Source organism: Janibacter zhangyanbonis (genome assembly GCF_050507325.1).
Taxonomy (GTDB): Bacteria; Actinomycetota; Actinomycetes; order Actinomycetales; family Dermatophilaceae; genus Janibacter.
This window is the reverse complement of record NZ_CP191481.1, coordinates 3028617-3043952: the sequence shown is the minus strand read 5'-3', so window position 1 is coordinate 3043952 and position 15336 is coordinate 3028617. Positions and strand designations below refer to the sequence as shown.

Sequence of the window (15336 nt, the reverse complement as noted above, 5' to 3'; positions counted from 1 at the left end):
TCAGTGCGCCCCCGCGCCCGCCGGCTCGTGCTCGGGCATGTGCTCGACCCGCAGCCGCCGCCGGAAGACCCAGTAGGTCCACACCGTGTAGCCGATCATGATCGGGGTGAAGACCACGGCCGCCCAGGTCATGATCTCCAGGGTCATCGGCGAGCTCGCGGCGGCATCGAGGGTGAGGTCGGGGCTGTCGCCGCGGCCGTTGATGGCATTGGGCGCCAGCATGACGAAGTAGCTGACGACCGTCAGGCCGATCGTCACGGAGGTGCCGACGAAGGCCCAGCCCTCCCTCCCCTTCGCATTGGCCGCGATCGCGGCGAGCAGCGCCACCGCGGCGACGCCGGACACGACCCACGAGACGGCGGTGCCGCGCTGCGCGCCGAGCCACACGAAGAGCGCGACGGCGAGCACCGCCGTGACGAGGCCACCGCGGGTGGCGACCGAGCGCGCCTGCTGGCGGATCGGGCCGTCGGTCTTGAGCGCGAGGAAGTGCGCGCCGTGGGTGAGGCAGGCGGCGACGACGGTGAGCCCGCCGAGGACCGCGACCGGCGTGAAGAGGCTGAGCAGGGTGCCGTCGAACTCCGTGTAGGCGGTGCTGCCCATCGTGTGCTCGGTCATCGGCAGGCCGGCGACGAGGTTGGTCAGGGCCACACCTACGACGAAGGGGGCGATGTAGGAGCCGGCGACGATCGCCAGGTCCCAGCGGCGCACCCACTCACGGTCGTGCCGCTTGTGCCGGTACTCCAGCCCCATGTTGCGCAGGATGAGCGTGACGAGCAGGAGCAGCAGGGCGAGGTACATGCCGGAAAACATCGTCGCGTACCAGTGCGGGAAGGCCGCGAAGGTCGCGCCGCCCGCGGTGAGCAGCCACACCTCGTTGCCGTCCCAGTGGGGGCCGATGGTCGTGAGCATCGTGCGCCGCCGCGTCTCCCGCTCCTCCCCACCCTTGTCGAGCACGGGCAGGAGCATGCCGACACCGAAGTCGAAGCCCTCGGTGACGAGGTAGCCGGTCCACAGGACCGCCAGCAGGACGAACCAGATGGTGATGAGATCCATGTCAGTGCTCCCGGTCAGTAGGCGAACTCGAGCGGCTCGTCGTCCTCGACGAGGCGTGGCTGCTCGAAGGGCTCGGCGCCCGCGCGGATGTAGGAGAGGAGGAGTCGGACCTCGACGACGGCCAGGCCTCCGTAGAGCAGGGTGAAGACGATCATCGACGTCCACACGTCGGAGGCGCCGACCGAAGGGGAGACGGCCGTGTGCGTGGCCATCTCGCCGAAGACGACCCACGGCTGGCGGCCGACCTCGGTGAAGATCCAGCCGAAGCTGTGCCCGAGGACGGTGGCGAGGGGGGTGAGCACGATGATCGGGAAGACCCACCGCTGCATCGGCACCCGGTCCTTGCGCGTGGCCCACAGGACCCAGGCCCCGACGGCCATGGCGAAGAACCCGGTGGCCATCATCAGGCGGAAGTTCCAGTAGGTCATGGCGATCGGTGGGACGTAGGTGTCGGCCTGCGTCAGCTCGTCGTCGCCGAAGCTCGCCCGGTACTCGGCCTCGAGGTCGGCGATGCCGCGGACCTCCCCGTCGAAGCTCCCGGTGCCGAGGAAGGAGAGCAGGCAGGGGATCTCGATGACGTGCGTGGGGTCCTCGCCGCCGAGGCCGGCGACGGTCAGCACGGAGAAGGGAGCGCACTGGCCCTCGGGCGGGGTGTCGTAAAGGGCCTCTGCCGCAGCCATCTTCATCGGCTGGACCTCGGTCATCACCTTGCCCTGGAGGTCACCGCTGATGGCCACACCCAGACCGGAGACGAGGACGACGACCGCACCGAGGCGGGCCGCGTGGCGGTACATCCTGCGATCGGTGTCGGGTCCCCCCTTCGTCACGGTCTGGCGCAGCTTGTGCAGGCCCACGGCCAGGACCAGGGCGCCACCGACGAGGTAGCAGGCGGTGATCACGTGGGGGAAGGCGACGAGCTGGACCTCGTTGGTGAGGATCGCGACGAAGTCGGCCATCTCGGCGCGACCGGTCTCGGGGTTGATCCGGTAGCCGACGGGGTGCTGCATGAAGGAGTTGGCCGCGAGGATGAAGTAGGCCGACAGCAGGGTGCCGATGTGCACGATCCACATGCAGGCCGCGTGCAGCCGCTCGGGGATGCGGCCCCAGCCGAAGATCCACAGGCCGAGGAAGGTCGACTCGAGGAAGAAGGCGAGCAGCGCCTCGAGCGCCAGCGGCGCGCCGAAGATGTCACCGACGAAGCGGCTGTAGGTGCTCCAGTTCATGCCGAACTGGAACTCCTGGACGATGCCGGTGACCAGGCCGAGGGCGAAGTTGATCGTGAAGAGCTTGCCGAGGAACTTCGCCATCCGCAGGTGGGACTCGTCCCGCGTGCGGATCCACCGCGAGTGGTACCAGGCGACGATCGCGGAGAGCCCGATCGTGATCGGCACGAAGAAGAAGTGGTACACGGTGGTGATCGCGAACTGCCACCGCGCGAGGTCGAGGACGTCCATCCCGGTTCCTTCTACTACGTCGATGAGTACGACATGACGTAGTAGATGCTACACCCGGACGAAGGGAGGCCCCGCCGCAGATCACGCGGCGGGGCCTCCCTTCGCCCCACGGGTCACCCCACGCGCTGCAGCCCTCGCTGCCCGTCCGCGACCTCGAAGCTCACCTGCGTGTAGGCGGCACCACCGCGCGTCGTCACCCGGTCGACCGAGCGGAAGTCCGCGCGCATCCCCGCCGGCGTCACCGTCGTGCGCACGTAGCCGCGCTGGTCGCCGGAGAACTTCAGGTGCGGGTTCCACGCCATGATCGGGTCCGACCACGTGGCATTGCCGTTGCCGCCCGAGGTGATCGACGAGGCGACGAGCTCGGTGCCGACGACGGGGGAGTCGGGGTCGGCGTAGTCGGTCCTGATGTCGGCGGCCCAGTGCTTGTGGACGTCACCGGTGAGGACGACGGGGTTGCGCACACCGGCGTCCACCCACGCGCGGGTGACGCGGTCGCGCGAGCCGACGTAGCCGTCCCACGCGTCGTTGCTCGTATGGAGCAGGTCCTGCTCGACCTTGCCGTCGCGCTGCGCGAAGAAGACCTGCTGGCCGAGGAAGTCCCAGCGAGCACCGCTGCGGGAGAGGCCCTCTCGCAGCCACTGCTCCTGCGCGGCGCCGGTGATCGTGCGGCTCGGGTCGAGTGCCGCCTCGCAGTTGGTGTCCCAGCCGTCGTCGCACGCCTGGTCGTCGCGGTACTGCCGCGTGTCGAGCATGTGGAAGCTCGCCAGCCGGCCCCAGCCGAGGCGCCGGTAGATCTGCATGTCGGAGCCGCGGGGGATCGAGGAGCGGCGCAGCGGCATGTTCTCGTAGTAGGCGCGGAAGGCATTGGCCCGCCGGGCGAGGAAGCGCTCGGGGGTGTCGTTCCACTCCGGCGCCTTGGTGTCCTGGGGGACGCCGCCGGCCCAGTTGTTGTCGACCTCGTGGTCGTCCCAGACGACGAGCCAGGGGGCGATCGCGTGGGCGGTCTGCAGGTCGGGGTCGGTCTTGTACTGCGCGTGCCGCAGGCGGTAGCCCTCGAGCGTCACGGTCTCGTCGCCCGCGTGGACCCGCGGCGCGGCCGGGTTGGTGGTGCCCCTGCCCTCGTACTGGTAGTCGCCGAGGTGGAGCACGAGGTCCGGCACGTCGTCTGCGAGGTAGCGATAGGCGGTGAAGAATCCCGCCTCCCAGTTGGCGCAGCTGGCCGCGGACATCGCGAGCGATGCCGGCATCTCGTCGCGCCGCGGGGCGGTGCGGGTGCGGCCGACGGGGCTGAGGTGACCGTCGACGCGGAAGCGGTACCAGTACTCGCGGCCGGACCGCAGACCCTCGACCTCGACGTGCACGCTGTGCGCGTCGGCGGCCCGAGCGGGGACCGCGCCGCGGGCGACGGGACGGTGCATCCGGTCGTTGTCGGCGACCTCCCACTGCACCGTGATGTCCCGGCCGGGCATGCCGCCCTTGCCGTCGGGGGCGAGCGGGTCGACCGCCAGCCGGGTCCACAGGACGACGCCGGTCGGGGTCGGGTCACCCGAGGCGACACCCAGGGCGAAGGGGGAGGTCCGCACCGGTCCCGCAGCGGTGAGGGTGCTGGCGGAGGCGGGCGTGGCGATGATCGTGGCGGTGCCGGCGGCGAGACCACCGGCGAGGACGTGGCGACGGCTGAGGCTCATGGCCCGCAGCCTGTCGTCGTCGGGTGAACCCGTCCGCCGACTTGGGTGAACCCGCCTGCCCCGCAGCGTGGTCCGTGCATGAAGGTCCGGTCAGCCTTTGGTCAGGCTCCTCCCCGACGCTGGTCGAGGAGCGGCCCCCTTCGCTGGTCGAGGTGCGAGCTCGCGAGCCTCGAGACCCCCCGAGATCCGCCCCGTTGGTCGAGGTGCGAGCTTGCGAGCCTCGAGACCACCGGCGTCAGGCCCGCGGCACCCGATACCTCACGAAGGCCGGCACGAGCGCCGAGGCGAGCAGCGTCAGGACGATGACGAGCAGGCCGCCGACGATGGTCGTCGTGGCCGCGCCGATCTGCCCGGCGACGAGCCCGTGGAGCACGTCGGCAACGCGAGGGCCGCCGGCGACGACGACGATGAAGACACCCTGCAGGCGACCGCGCATCGCGTCGGTGGCCGAGCTCTGCAGCATCGTCGAGCGGAAGGCCGCGGAAGCGACGTCGGCAGCTCCGCCCGCAGCGAAGAAGACGACGGCGACCGCGAGCCAGAGGCCGGCCGACCCGTCGGCGAGGGCGACCGCGGTGCCGAAGCCGGTGATCGCGCCACCCCACACGAGGATCGCGACGACGACGGCCAGGCCGTGCCGCTCCACCCGCGAGACCCACCCGGACATCACCCCGCCGAGGAAGGCGCCGGCGGGCATGGCGGCGAAGAGCACCGCGAAGGCCAGTCCACCGTCGACCGGCCCGCCGAAGTCGAGGTGCGCCATCTCGGGGATGAGCGCTCGCGGCATGCCGAAGATCATCGCGATGAGGTCGACGACGAAGGACATGAGCAGCACCGGGTGCCCGGCGAGGTAGACGAACCCGTCGAGCACCGAGCGCAGCCCCGGGGTCGACCCGGCGACCGCCTCGACCGGCAGCGGCGGCAGCGAGATGACCGCCCACAGCGTCGCGAAGAGGCAGATCGTGTCGACGAGGTAGAGCCAGGAGAAGCCGAGCAGCGGGATGAGCGCGCCACCGACGAGCGGGCCGGCGATGGCGCCGCCAGTGAAGACGGTCATCCCGAGCGTGTTGGCGGCGGGCAGCAGCTCGGGCGGGAGGATGCGTGGGTAGACCGCCGAGCGGGTCGGCTGGTTGACCGCGAAGAAGGCCTGCTGCAGGGAGAAGATCGCGAGCAGCAGCCAGACGTTGGTGTTGCCGAGCGCAGCCTGCACGAAGAACAGGGCCGAGGTGATGATCAGGCCCCATGTCGTCACGGTGAGGATCCGACGCCGGTCGAAGTGGTCGGCCAGCGAGCCGCCGTAGAGGCCGAAGACGACGAGCGGCACGAGCCCGAAGATGCCGGTCAGCCCGACGTAGGCGCTCGACCCGGTCATCGAGTAGATCTGCGCCGGGACGGTGACGACCGTCAGCTGAGCCCCGATGACCGTGATGATCTGGGCGGTGAAGAGGCGGCGGTATGCCGGCACCTGCAGGGGGCGGGTGTCGGCCAGCAGGCCCCGGAGGCGGCGCACCGCGTCACCCTACGCCCGCGCCAGCGCCCCCCGCGCACGGATGACGACGGGGGCGCTGGCTCCGGGCAGCAACTGCGTCCCGCTCGGCGGCCACCGGACCTCGAGGTCGACGGTCGGGGCGACTCGGTAGGGGCGCGCGAGCAGCAGCCCGCCGAGCACCCGCCGCAGCCGGGACATCTCGGCGCGGACCGTGACGACCCTGCTCGGGTCGGCGAAGACCTCGTCGGCGAGGGCCGCGGCGGTCAGCCCCGTGTCGCCCGCGCCGACGAGCGCGAGGAGCAGCTCGGCGTGGCGGGGCGTGAGCCGCCGCGTCCACGCGCCGGACTCGGCGACCACCTCGATGTTCGGCTCGGCGGTGAGGTCGAGCACGGCCCGCGGCGCGAGCGGGCGCTCGGCGGGCCCGCCGCGCAGGAGCCAGCCGCCGGGCAACGGCTCGACGACGACGTCGCCGAGCCCGGCGAGGTGGACGACGCCGGGCTGGAGGTCGTCGGGCAGGGCGACCCGCCGCTGGGTCAGCAGGCCGGAGGTCGCGGCGACGTGCCCGGCGCGGTCGACGACGGCGGCGGGGCTCCTGACGCGGGTGAGGACGTGGCCCGACCCGGTGCGCAGCTCGTCGAGGGAGCGGCGGTGCCGCTCGAGCAGCTCCATCGAGGCGAGCCGGGAGGCCATGGCCGCGGTCGCGAGCACGCTCGGGTGCATCGCCGTGCGCGGACCGCTGATGTCGACGACCCCGACGACCTCGTCGGTCCACGGGTCGCGCAGCGGAGCGGCGGAGCACCCCCACCGGGCGTGTGACTCGACGAAGTGCTCCGAGCCCTGGATGTGCACCGGTTCGCCGAGGACGAGGGCGGTGCCGATGGCATTGGTCCCGACATTGCCCTCGGTCCACTCGGAGCCGGGGACGAAGCCGAGGTCGTCGGCGAAGCGGCGCACCCCGGGGCGGCCCATCCGCCACAGCACGTGCCCGTCGGCGTCGGTGACGACGACGAGGTGGCCGCCGTCGACGACCGACTGGAGGTAGGGGGTGAGCTCGGAGGTGATGCGGTCGAGCCCGTGGTGGGTGCGGCGGCGCTGCACCTCGGCCTCGTCGAGGGGCGCGATGCGGGGCCGTCCGCCGGGGTCGACCCCCGCGGCGCTCACCCTTCGCCACGACGCGATGACGTCCGCGCGGCCGGGGGGATCGCCCTTCGAGCACGCGCCGAGGTGGGCGTCGCGCCGCCGCGCACGCTCCCGCTCGCTCGGGTCCATGGCTCGCTCCTCACCCGACGGCGGGGGAGCGGGAGGGATGCAACGTCATGCAACCCTGTCGCCCGGCGCCGCTGCCGGAGTTGTGTGGGTCACGGTACAACGCAAAGGAGCGGATCGTGACCCAGATGACCGAGCAGCAGACGACGACGGCGACCGAGCGGGCAACGGCCTGGTTCGGCGCCCTCGAGGCGGCCCTCACGGCGCAGGACGTGGCGGCTGCCGCAGATCTCTTCGCCACCGAGAGCTATTGGCGAGATCTCGTCGCCTTCTCGTGGAACCTCACCACCGTCGAGCACCGGGAGGGGGTGAGCGAGCTGCTCGAGAGCACGGCGCGTGCGACCGCGGCTCGCAGTTTCGCCATCTCGGAGGAGGCGACCGAGGAGGACGGGGTGATCACCGCCTGGTTCACCTTCGAGACCGCGGTCGGCCGCGGCCGCGGGCTCGCCCGGCTCGTCACCGAGGACGGCGAGGACCGCGCCTGGACCTTCCTCACCACCCTCTACGAGCTCAAGGGCCACGAGGAGCCGCGCGGCGAGTACCGGCCGAAGGGGGCCGAGCACGGCGTCGACCCACAGCGCCTCAGCTGGAAGGAGAAGCGCGAGGCCGAGGACGCGGCGATGGGCGTGAGCACCCAGCCCTACGTCCTCGTCGTCGGCGGCGGACAGGGCGGCATCGCCCTCGGCGCCCGGCTGCGCCAGCTCGGGGTGCCCTCGCTCGTGCTCGACCGCAACGAGCGACCCGGCGACCAGTGGCGGCAGCGCTACAAGTCCCTCTGCCTGCACGACCCGGTCTGGTACGACCACCTGCCGTACCTGAAGTTCCCCGACAACTGGCCGGTCTTCGCCCCCAAGGACAAGATCGGCGACTGGCTGGAGAGCTACACGAAGATCATGGAGGTGCCCTACTGGGGCTCCACGACGGTCAAGAGCGCCAGCTACGACGAGGCGAAGGGGGAGTGGACCGTCGAGATCGACCGCGACGGTCAGGCGATGACCCTCCGGCCGACGCAGCTCGTCCTCGCGACCGGCATGTCGGGCAAGCCCAACGTGCCGACCGTGCCCGGTCAGGACATCTTCCGCGGCGAGCAGCACCATTCGTCGCAGCACACGGGACCGGACCGGTACACCGGCAAGAAGGTCGTCGTCATCGGGTCCAACAACTCCGCCTTCGACATCTGCGGCGCGCTGTGGGAGCACGGAGCCGACGTGACGATGGTGCAGCGCTCGTCGACGCACATCGTCAAGAGCGCGAGTCTCATGGAGATCGGTCTCGGTGACCTCTACTCCGAGCGGGCGCTCGCGGCGGGGATGACGACGGAGAAGGCCGACCTCGTCTTCGCGTCACTGCCCTACCGGATCATGCACGAGTTCCAGATCCCGCTCTACGACAAGATGAAGCAGGTCGACGCCGACTTCTACGCGCGGCTCGAGGCGGCCGGCTTCGACCTCGACTTCGGTGACGACGGCTCGGGGCTCTTCCTCAAGTACCTGCGGCGCGGGTCCGGCTACTACATCGACGTCGGCGCGGCCGAGCTCGTCGCCGACGGCAGCGTCAAGCTCGTCAAGGGCCAGCTCGACCACCTCACCGAGGACGCGGTGGTCCTCGCCGACGGCACCGAGCTCGAGGCCGACCTCGTCGTCTACGCGACGGGCTACGGCTCGATGAACGGCTGGGCTGCCGACCTCATCAGCCAGGAGGTCGCGGACAAGGTCGGCAAGGTCTGGGGTCTCGGCTCGGACACGACCAAGGACCCGGGCCCCTGGGAGGGCGAGCAGCGCAACATGTGGAAGCCGACGCAGCAGGAGAACCTGTGGTTCCACGGCGGCAACCTGCACCAGTCGCGGCACTACTCGCTCTACCTCGCCCTGCAGCTCAAGGCCCGGCACGTCGGGCTCGACACCCCGGTCCACGCCCTGGCGCCGGTGCACCACCTCGGGTGAGCTTCGCCGAGGCGGTTGCTCACCCCAGGTCGGCGACCGCCTCGGCAACCTTCTCGTGCTCGGCACGCAGCCGCCGCAGGAAGTCCTTGGTCCGCGCGTGCTGCGGGTTGCTGATGACCTCGCTCGGGGTGCCCTGCTCGACGACGACCCCGCCGTCCATGAAGACGACCCGGTCGGCGACGTCGCGAGCGAAGGCCATCTCGTGGGTGACGACGATCATCGTCATGCCCTGGCCGGCGAGGTCGCGCATGACCTCGAGGACCTCGCCGACGAGCTCGGGGTCGAGGGCCGAGGTCGGCTCGTCGAAGAGCATGAGCTTGGGCTTCATCGCGAGGGCCCGGGCGATGGCGACCCGCTGCTGCTGCCCACCGGAGAGCTGACCGGGGTATGCGCTCGACTTGTCACCGAGACCCACCTTGTCGAGCAGCTCGAGCGCCTCGGCGCGCACCTCGGCCTTCGACCGACCCTGCACGCGGACCGGCGCCTCCATGACATTGTCGATGGCCGTCATGTGCGGGAAGAGGTTGAACCGCTGGAAGACCATGCCGATCTCCCGGCGCTGGGCGGCGATCTCCTTGTCCTTCAGCCGGTGCAGGCGCTCGCCCTTGAGCTTGTAGCCCATGAGTTCGCCGTCGACGAAGATCCGCCCGGCCTGGATGTCCTCGAGCTGGTTGATGCACCGCAGGAAGGTCGTCTTGCCCGAGCCCGAGGGCCCGAGCAGGCAGACGACCTCGCCGGGGGAGACCTCCATGTCGATGCCCTTGAGCACCTCGTTGCTGCCATAGGACTTGTGCACCTGCACCGCGCGCACGAGTGGCTGGCTCACTTGCCGCCTCCGATCGTCAGGCCCATGAGGCGGGTGCGGGTGGTCTCGGTCCTGGTCTGGGTGCGCGTGTTGCCGTAGCCGCGACCGAAGTGCCGCTCAAGGAAGTACTGCCCGACCATGAGGACCGACGTGATGATGAGGTACCAGAGGCAGGCGGCCATGAGCGTCGGCATGATCTTCAGCGTCCGGTTGCCGATGGCCTGCGCCTGGAAGAAGAGCTCGGTGCTCAGCGGCAGCGCCATGAGCAGCGAGGTGTCCTTGAGCATCGCGATCGTCTCGTTGCCCGTCGGCGGGATGATGACGCGCATCGCTTGCGGCAGGATGACGCGCCGCATCGACAGGCTCGGCTTCATGCCGAGCGCGGCGGCGGCCTCACGCTGGCCCTCGTCGACCGACATGATGCCGGCGCGGGCGATCTCGGCCATGTAGGCGGCCTCCGACAGGCCCATGGCGATGATGCCCCAGATGAGCGAGCTGCTGATCTGGTTGACGTTGAAGGTGAAGAGCGTCAGGTCGCTGCTCAGGCCCAGCCAGCCGGCGAGCTGCTGGCTGAAGGGGAAGGGCCCGATGTCGAAGCGCGGGTAGAGGTAGCCGATGCCCGTGCCGAAGAGGACGACGAGCACCAGGCGCGGGATCCCGCGGAAGAACCAGGTGTAGAGGAAGCCGACGAACTTCAGCACCGGGTTGTCGGAGAGCCTCATGACGCCGATGACGATGCCGAGGGTGACGCCGATGACCATGGACCCGATCGTCGCGAGGATCGTGCCCTTGAGCAGTCCCTCGAGGACCGGGGAGTAGTTCATCACCTGGAAGGCGAAGGGCCAGTCCCACCGCGGGTTCGTGACGAAGCTGCTGATGATCATCGCGAAGATCACCGCGATGACCACGAGCGCCACCCACCGGCCGGGGTGACGGACCGGGACGGCGTTGATGGGGCCGGCGTCCTCGGACGCGGGGGCGGTCCCCCCTTCGCCTGCCGAAGGGGGGACCGCCGCGCTGCTCGTGCCGGACATCAGGGGTTGACGGAGAACTCGTCGATGCCGCCGGACTCGTTGCCCCAGTCCTTGAGGATCTGCTCGTAGGTGCCGTCCTTCTTCATGGACTCGAAGGCGGCGGCGATGGCCTCGCCGAACTCCTTCTGGTCCTTCGGGACGACGATGCCGTAGGGGGCCGAGTCGTAGATGTCACCGAGGGCCTCGAGCTCCTCGCCCTGCTGCTTGACGGCGTAGAGGCTGATCGGGGAGTCGGCCGCCATGGCCTCGGTCTTGCCGGAGACGAGGCTCGCGGTCACCTTGGACTGCTCCTGCTCGACGACGATCTTGATCTTGTCGTCGCACTTCTTGTTGAGCGCCTCGAGCTCGTCGAACTGTACGGTGCCCTTCTGCACGCCGACGGTCGCGCCGCACGGGTCCTTGGGGTCGACCTTGCCCGGGTTGCCCTTGGCGGTGACCCACTGGGTGCCGGCGTCGAAGTAGCTGATCATGTTGACCTGCTTCTTGCGCTCGTCGTTGATCGTGAAGGAGCTGACCGCGACGTCGTACTTGTCGGAGCTGACGCCGAGGATCAGCGAGTCGAAGGAGGCGTTCTTCCACGACGTCTTCAGGCCCATCTTGGCGGCGGCGGCGTCGAAGAGCTCGACGTCCATGCCCTCGACGGTCTTGCCGTCGTCACCGAGGAACTCGTTGGGCGCGTAGGAGGCGTCGGAGCCGATGTTGAGCGTGCCCTTGCTCTTGACGTCCTCGGGCACGAGCTTCGCGACGGCGTCGTCGACCTTGACCTCCTTGGCCGAGGTCTCGCCACCCCCGCCGGCGTCGGTCCCGTCGAGCGAGTCCGACCCGCACGCGGTCAGGGCGCCCGCACCGAGGGCGAGCGAGGCGAAGAGAGCGACGTGTGCACGGCGCATGGTGTGTCCTCCAGATGCAGTGGGGCACGTGGGGATGTGCCCGGTTGTCGGGCCATGGTGCCACCGTGCCGGTCGCGGCGGGGACACCCCCGCCGCGACCTTCACCGTGTCGTGACCGCTGCTCAGTCGCGCGTGCGCGCGAGCAGCGCCTGGACGAAGACGCGCTCGATGTCGTCGGGGGTCTCGGCGATGTAGCTGGTGCCGCCGGTCTCGTCGGCGATCTTCTGCAGGGCCGTCGGGTCGGCCTCGCCCATGCCGATCGTCACGACGCGCACGGGGCGCTTCGGGTCGTAGCTCTCGTCGAGCTTCTTGAGCAGCTGGTTGAGCGCGAGCCCGCCGTTGGGGTCGTCGTTCTCCCCGTCGGTGAAGACGACGATCGAGTTGACGTAGTCGGGGTCGTAGTCCTTGACCATCTGCTGGTGGGCGGCCCAGATCGAGTCGTAGAGCGCGGTGTCGCCCTCGATGAGCTTGTCCGAGCCGTTGATGAGCCGGAGCAGGCGGTCGCGGTGGCTGCCCGTGCCGACGGCGGCGTCGAGCCGCTTGACCGGGGCGATCTCCTCGTAGTCCTTGCCCTTGGCAGGGTCGCTGCTGAAGGCCCATGCGCCGACCTGGCTGCCCGCGGGGAGCATCTCGGCGCCCTGGAGCAGCGCTCCCTTCGTCACGTCCCAGCGCGTCTGGCCGGGCGTCGGGCTGTCCCACTTCATCGAGCCGGAGGCGTCGATGAGGGCGAGCATCCGCATGTCCGTGCGCATGACGTCCCACTGCTCGACGGCGGCGATCCGCTCGTTGCGGTCGAGCGGTGAGAGGGCGGTGAGCTTGGCCGGGGCCTTGCCGTCGATCTTCGGCCCGCCGCCACCCTTGGAGTCGCGGAAGCCGGCGTCGGTGAGGGCCTGGCGCACCTCGAGCGAGCCGAGCTCCTTGCGCGCGCTCTCGGCGGCCTTGAGGTCGTCGCCGGCGAGGGTCGGGTTGGTGATCCACGGGTAGTCGAGCGTCAGGGTGCCCTTGTCCGGCATCACGGCGCGAAGGGGGGTGGCGTCGCCGTTGTCCGTGTTCCACGCGGCGATCTGCTGCTCCGAGGCCGGGAAGGGCTGGCTCTTCGCCGGGTCGTTGGCGTAGCCGTCGAAGAGCTGGGGGAGCGAGCTCGCGGCGAAGCGCGACATGAAGATCAGCCGCTTGCCGGTGTCGAGGCCGATCTTGCCCGGCTGGCCGATGCGGCTGGCGTGGTACGCAAGGCGGCTGGCGGTGTCGGAGTCGGGGTTGGCCATCCGCAGCCCGCCGTCCTGGTTGACGAGGTTGGCCCAGGAGCTGAAGCTGCTCACCGCGTCCTTCTGCTCCCGGCTCGACGCGAGGACGACGGGGGAGGAGGCGATCGAGCTGCCCTCGAGCCACTGACCGGTCGTCTTCGTCGGGTCGACCGCGTCGATCCAGGTCGAGCTGTCGGGGACCCAGATGTCCGGGCCGTTGCCGTCGTTGATGTTCTTCGCCGCGTCGGCGGCGGAGGTCGACGAGATGTCGAAGTTGGCGCAGGAGTCGCTCTCGCGCACCTTGGCCAGGGCGTCCTCGAGCGCATCGGCGATCTCGGGGGTGGCCGCCACGGTCAGCGGGTCGCCCTCGCAGGCGGTGTCGTCACCGCCGCCACCGAGGGCCGCCCAGGCGCCGCCGCCGCAGAGGGCGAGGACGAGCAGGATCGCGACCGGAACCAGCCAGCGACGCTTGCTCGACTCCTGCTCACGTCGCGACCGGCGCGAAGGTGCGGGGCCTGCGGCAGCCGCGGCCGCCCCCTTCGACCTCGCCGCGGAGCCGGTCCGCTCGCTCGCGGAGGTCGCGCGCGAGGTCTCCTGCTCGTCGTCGTCCCACAGGTCGTGTCGTCGTCCCGGGCGTCCGTCGCTCATCCGTGCTGTCCTCCATCGCCGATACTCCGTCGCTACCGGCCGGTCAAGTATGGACCACGGGTGACCTCGGGTGGCCCGGCGCGGACCGTCACGTGCCCACGATCACGTCGGGCTGCCATGCTGGGGCCATGACCAACTTCCTGATCCGGACCGGTGTCAACGCCGTGGCGCTGTGGGTCTGCGCGTGGCTCATCGACGGCATCCACCTCGCCGACGGCAGCGCGACCTTCGCCTCGAAGTTCGCCACGATCGTCCTCGTCGCCCTGATCTTCGGTGTCGTCAACGCGATCGTGAAGCCGATCGCCAAGGTGCTCGCCTTCCCCGCGATCGTCCTGACGCTGGGCCTGTTCACCTTCGTCGTCAACGCCTTCCTCCTGCAGCTGACCGAGTGGATCGCCTCGCCGCTGGGCCTCGACTTCGAGATCACGAAGTTCTGGTGGGACGCGGTCATCGGCGCCCTCGTCATCACCATCGTCTCGATGATCCTCAACTGGGTGCTGCCGGAGAAGGAGGACCTCGACCGCTGACCCAGAGCCTCTGCAGCCCAGCTCTGCGCCCCGGAACTCTGCAAGACCCTAGGGTCCTGCAGAGTTCCGGCCTTCCAACCCTGCAAGACCCTAGGGTCCTGCAGGGTTGTGGCGTCCCGTGGAGAGGCGGCCACTAGGGTGCCGGGCATGACGTCACCCCGGCTGCGCTCCGCCCTCGACCAGGTCCCCGCCTACGTGGCCGGCAAGCCGCCCGCCCCGCGTGACGGAGTGACGGTCTACAAGGTCTCTTCCAACGAGAATCCGTACCCTCCCCTCCCTTCGGTCGTCGACGTCATCACGCAGGCCGCCGCCGGGGTCAACCGCTACCCCGACATGGGGGTCACGGCCCTCACCGACGCCCTCGCCGCGCACCTCGACGTGCCGCGCGAGCAGATCGCGACCGGTACCGGGTCGGTGGGCGTGCTCGCGCAGATCATCCAGTCGACGTGCGACCCGGGTGACGAGGTCGTCTACGCGTGGCGCTCCTTCGAGGCCTACCCGATCGTCGTGGCCATCGCCGGCGCCGTGTCGGTCCAGGTGCCGCTGACCGCCGACCAGCGCCACGACCTCGACGCGATGGCCGCCGCGATCACCGACCGCACCCGCGTCGTGCTCGTGTGCACCCCCAACAACCCGACCGGTCCGTCGGTGACCCACGCGGAGCTCGAAGCCTTCATCGCCAAGGTGCCGCGTGACGTCCTCGTCGTCGTCGACGAGGCCTACCTCGAGTTCGTGGAGGGCGAAGGGGAGGTCGACGGCCTCTCCCTGCGGCGCGAGCACGACAACGTCATGCTCCTGCGCACCTTTTCCAAGGCCTACGGTCTTGCCGGGCTGCGGGTCGGCTACGCCGTCGCGCCGGAGCCGGTGGCCGAGGCGCTGCGCAAGACCGCGACCCCCTTCGGCGTCAACCTGCTCGCCCAGGCCGCGGCGGTCGCCTCGCTCGAGGCGAAGGACGAGCTCGACGTGCGGGTCAAGGAGATCGTCGCCGAGCGCGAGCGGGTCCTCGCCGCCCTCGCCGAGGCCGGCTGGCAGATGACCCCGAGTCAGGCCAACTTCGTGTGGTTCCCGCTCGGCGAGCGCACGGCCGACTTCGTCGCCGCCTGCACGGAGGCCGGCCTGTCCGTGCGCCCCTACGGCACCGACGGCGTGCGGGTGACCATCGGCGAGCCCGAGGCCAACGACCGCCTGATCGCGGTGGCCCGGGCCTTCGGCCCGGCCTGACCTGCCACCTACCTCTGGCCCGCAACTTCGCAAGACCCTAGGGTCCTGCGCAGTTGACGGCCCTAGAACCCTGC

At 70.3% G+C, this 15336-nt stretch carries 12 protein-coding genes; 3 read left to right on the top strand and 9 right to left on the bottom strand.

The annotated features are described in order from the left end of the window. The 5 genes from cydB to ACQBJO_RS14950 all read right to left on the bottom strand — a co-directional run bounded on the left by cydB (position 1) and on the right by ACQBJO_RS14950 (position 6953). Positions 1-1053, bottom strand: coding sequence for a cytochrome d ubiquinol oxidase subunit II (cydB, locus tag ACQBJO_RS14970; RefSeq protein ID WP_421008838.1), 1053 nt, complete (start codon positions 1051-1053; stop codon positions 1-3). Between the two features lie 14 nt (positions 1054-1067). Then, the gene (locus ACQBJO_RS14965; protein WP_421008837.1) at positions 1068-2507 is read right to left on the bottom strand and encodes a cytochrome ubiquinol oxidase subunit I; all 1440 of its coding nucleotides are present in this window, start codon (positions 2505-2507) and stop codon (positions 1068-1070) included. Between the two features lie 113 nt (positions 2508-2620). Beyond that, a complete protein-coding gene (locus ACQBJO_RS14960; RefSeq protein WP_421008836.1) occupies positions 2621-4198 on the bottom strand; it encodes an alkaline phosphatase D family protein in 1578 nt (525 codons plus the stop codon). A 235-nt stretch (positions 4199-4433) separates the two neighbouring features. Continuing rightward, on the bottom strand, positions 4434-5705 hold the full coding sequence (locus tag ACQBJO_RS14955; RefSeq protein ID WP_421008835.1) for an MFS transporter: 1272 nt from the start codon (positions 5703-5705) through the stop codon (positions 4434-4436). Between the two features lie 9 nt (positions 5706-5714). Then, on the bottom strand, positions 5715-6953 hold the full coding sequence (locus ACQBJO_RS14950; protein WP_421008834.1) for a GAF domain-containing protein: 1239 nt from the start codon (positions 6951-6953) through the stop codon (positions 5715-5717). A gap of 125 nt (positions 6954-7078) precedes the next feature. Here ACQBJO_RS14950 and ACQBJO_RS14945 point away from each other — a divergent pair, with 125 nt between their 5' ends. Next, entirely contained in the window at positions 7079-8893 is a 1815-nt protein-coding gene (locus ACQBJO_RS14945; protein ID WP_421008952.1) for an NAD(P)/FAD-dependent oxidoreductase, read from the top strand. Between the two features lie 19 nt (positions 8894-8912). Here ACQBJO_RS14945 and ACQBJO_RS14940 read toward each other — a convergent pair whose 3' ends face one another. The 4 genes from ACQBJO_RS14940 to ACQBJO_RS14925 form a co-directional block, all read right to left on the bottom strand. After that, positions 8913-9719: an amino acid ABC transporter ATP-binding protein gene (locus tag ACQBJO_RS14940; RefSeq protein ID WP_421008833.1), complete on the bottom strand. Its 807-nt coding sequence runs from the start codon at positions 9717-9719 to the stop codon at positions 8913-8915. Next, the gene (locus ACQBJO_RS14935) at positions 9716-10732 is read right to left on the bottom strand and encodes an amino acid ABC transporter permease (RefSeq protein ID WP_427801547.1); all 1017 of its coding nucleotides are present in this window, start codon (positions 10730-10732) and stop codon (positions 9716-9718) included. The genes ACQBJO_RS14940 and ACQBJO_RS14935 overlap by 4 nt, the downstream gene beginning before the upstream one ends. After that, positions 10732-11622: an ABC transporter substrate-binding protein gene (locus tag ACQBJO_RS14930; RefSeq protein WP_255184485.1), complete on the bottom strand. Its 891-nt coding sequence runs from the start codon at positions 11620-11622 to the stop codon at positions 10732-10734. The genes ACQBJO_RS14935 and ACQBJO_RS14930 overlap by 1 nt, the downstream gene beginning before the upstream one ends. Positions 11623-11744: 122 nt before the next feature. Further along, entirely contained in the window at positions 11745-13514 is a 1770-nt protein-coding gene (locus ACQBJO_RS14925; RefSeq protein ID WP_421008831.1) for a substrate-binding and VWA domain-containing protein, read from the bottom strand. Between the two features lie 128 nt (positions 13515-13642). Here ACQBJO_RS14925 and ACQBJO_RS14920 point away from each other — a divergent pair, with 128 nt between their 5' ends. Both ACQBJO_RS14920 and hisC read left to right on the top strand, forming a co-directional pair. After that, positions 13643-14041, top strand: a complete 399-nt coding sequence (locus ACQBJO_RS14920; RefSeq protein WP_255184483.1) for a phage holin family protein — start codon at positions 13643-13645, stop codon at positions 14039-14041. Between the two features lie 147 nt (positions 14042-14188). Continuing rightward, a complete protein-coding gene (hisC, locus tag ACQBJO_RS14915) occupies positions 14189-15262 on the top strand; it encodes a histidinol-phosphate transaminase (RefSeq protein ID WP_421008830.1) in 1074 nt (357 codons plus the stop codon). Positions 15263-15336 lie beyond the last annotated feature (74 nt).

Bases quoted from the DNA above. Each gene is read 5' to 3' on its own strand.
- cydB (WP_421008838.1), bottom strand. From the start codon at position 1,053: ATGGATCTCATCACCATCTGGTTCGTCCTGCTGGCGGTCCTGTGGACC.
- ACQBJO_RS14950 (WP_421008834.1), bottom strand. From the start codon at position 6,953: ATGGACCCGAGCGAGCGGGAGCGTGCGCGGCGGCGCGACGCCCACCTC.
- ACQBJO_RS14945 (WP_421008952.1), top strand. From the start codon at position 7,079: ATGACCGAGCAGCAGACGACGACGGCGACCGAGCGGGCAACGGCCTGG.
- ACQBJO_RS14935 (WP_427801547.1), bottom strand. From the start codon at position 10,732: ATGTCCGGCACGAGCAGCGCGGCGGTCCCCCCTTCGGCAGGCGAAGGG.
- ACQBJO_RS14925 (WP_421008831.1), bottom strand. From the start codon at position 13,514: ATGAGCGACGGACGCCCGGGACGACGACACGACCTGTGGGACGACGAC.
- ACQBJO_RS14930 (WP_255184485.1), bottom strand. From the start codon at position 11,622: ATGCGCCGTGCACACGTCGCTCTCTTCGCCTCGCTCGCCCTCGGTGCG.
- ACQBJO_RS14920 (WP_255184483.1), top strand. From the start codon at position 13,643: ATGACCAACTTCCTGATCCGGACCGGTGTCAACGCCGTGGCGCTGTGG.
- ACQBJO_RS14965 (WP_421008837.1), bottom strand. From the start codon at position 2,507: ATGGACGTCCTCGACCTCGCGCGGTGGCAGTTCGCGATCACCACCGTG.
- ACQBJO_RS14960 (WP_421008836.1), bottom strand. From the start codon at position 4,198: ATGAGCCTCAGCCGTCGCCACGTCCTCGCCGGTGGTCTCGCCGCCGGC.
- hisC (WP_421008830.1), top strand. From the start codon at position 14,189: ATGACGTCACCCCGGCTGCGCTCCGCCCTCGACCAGGTCCCCGCCTAC.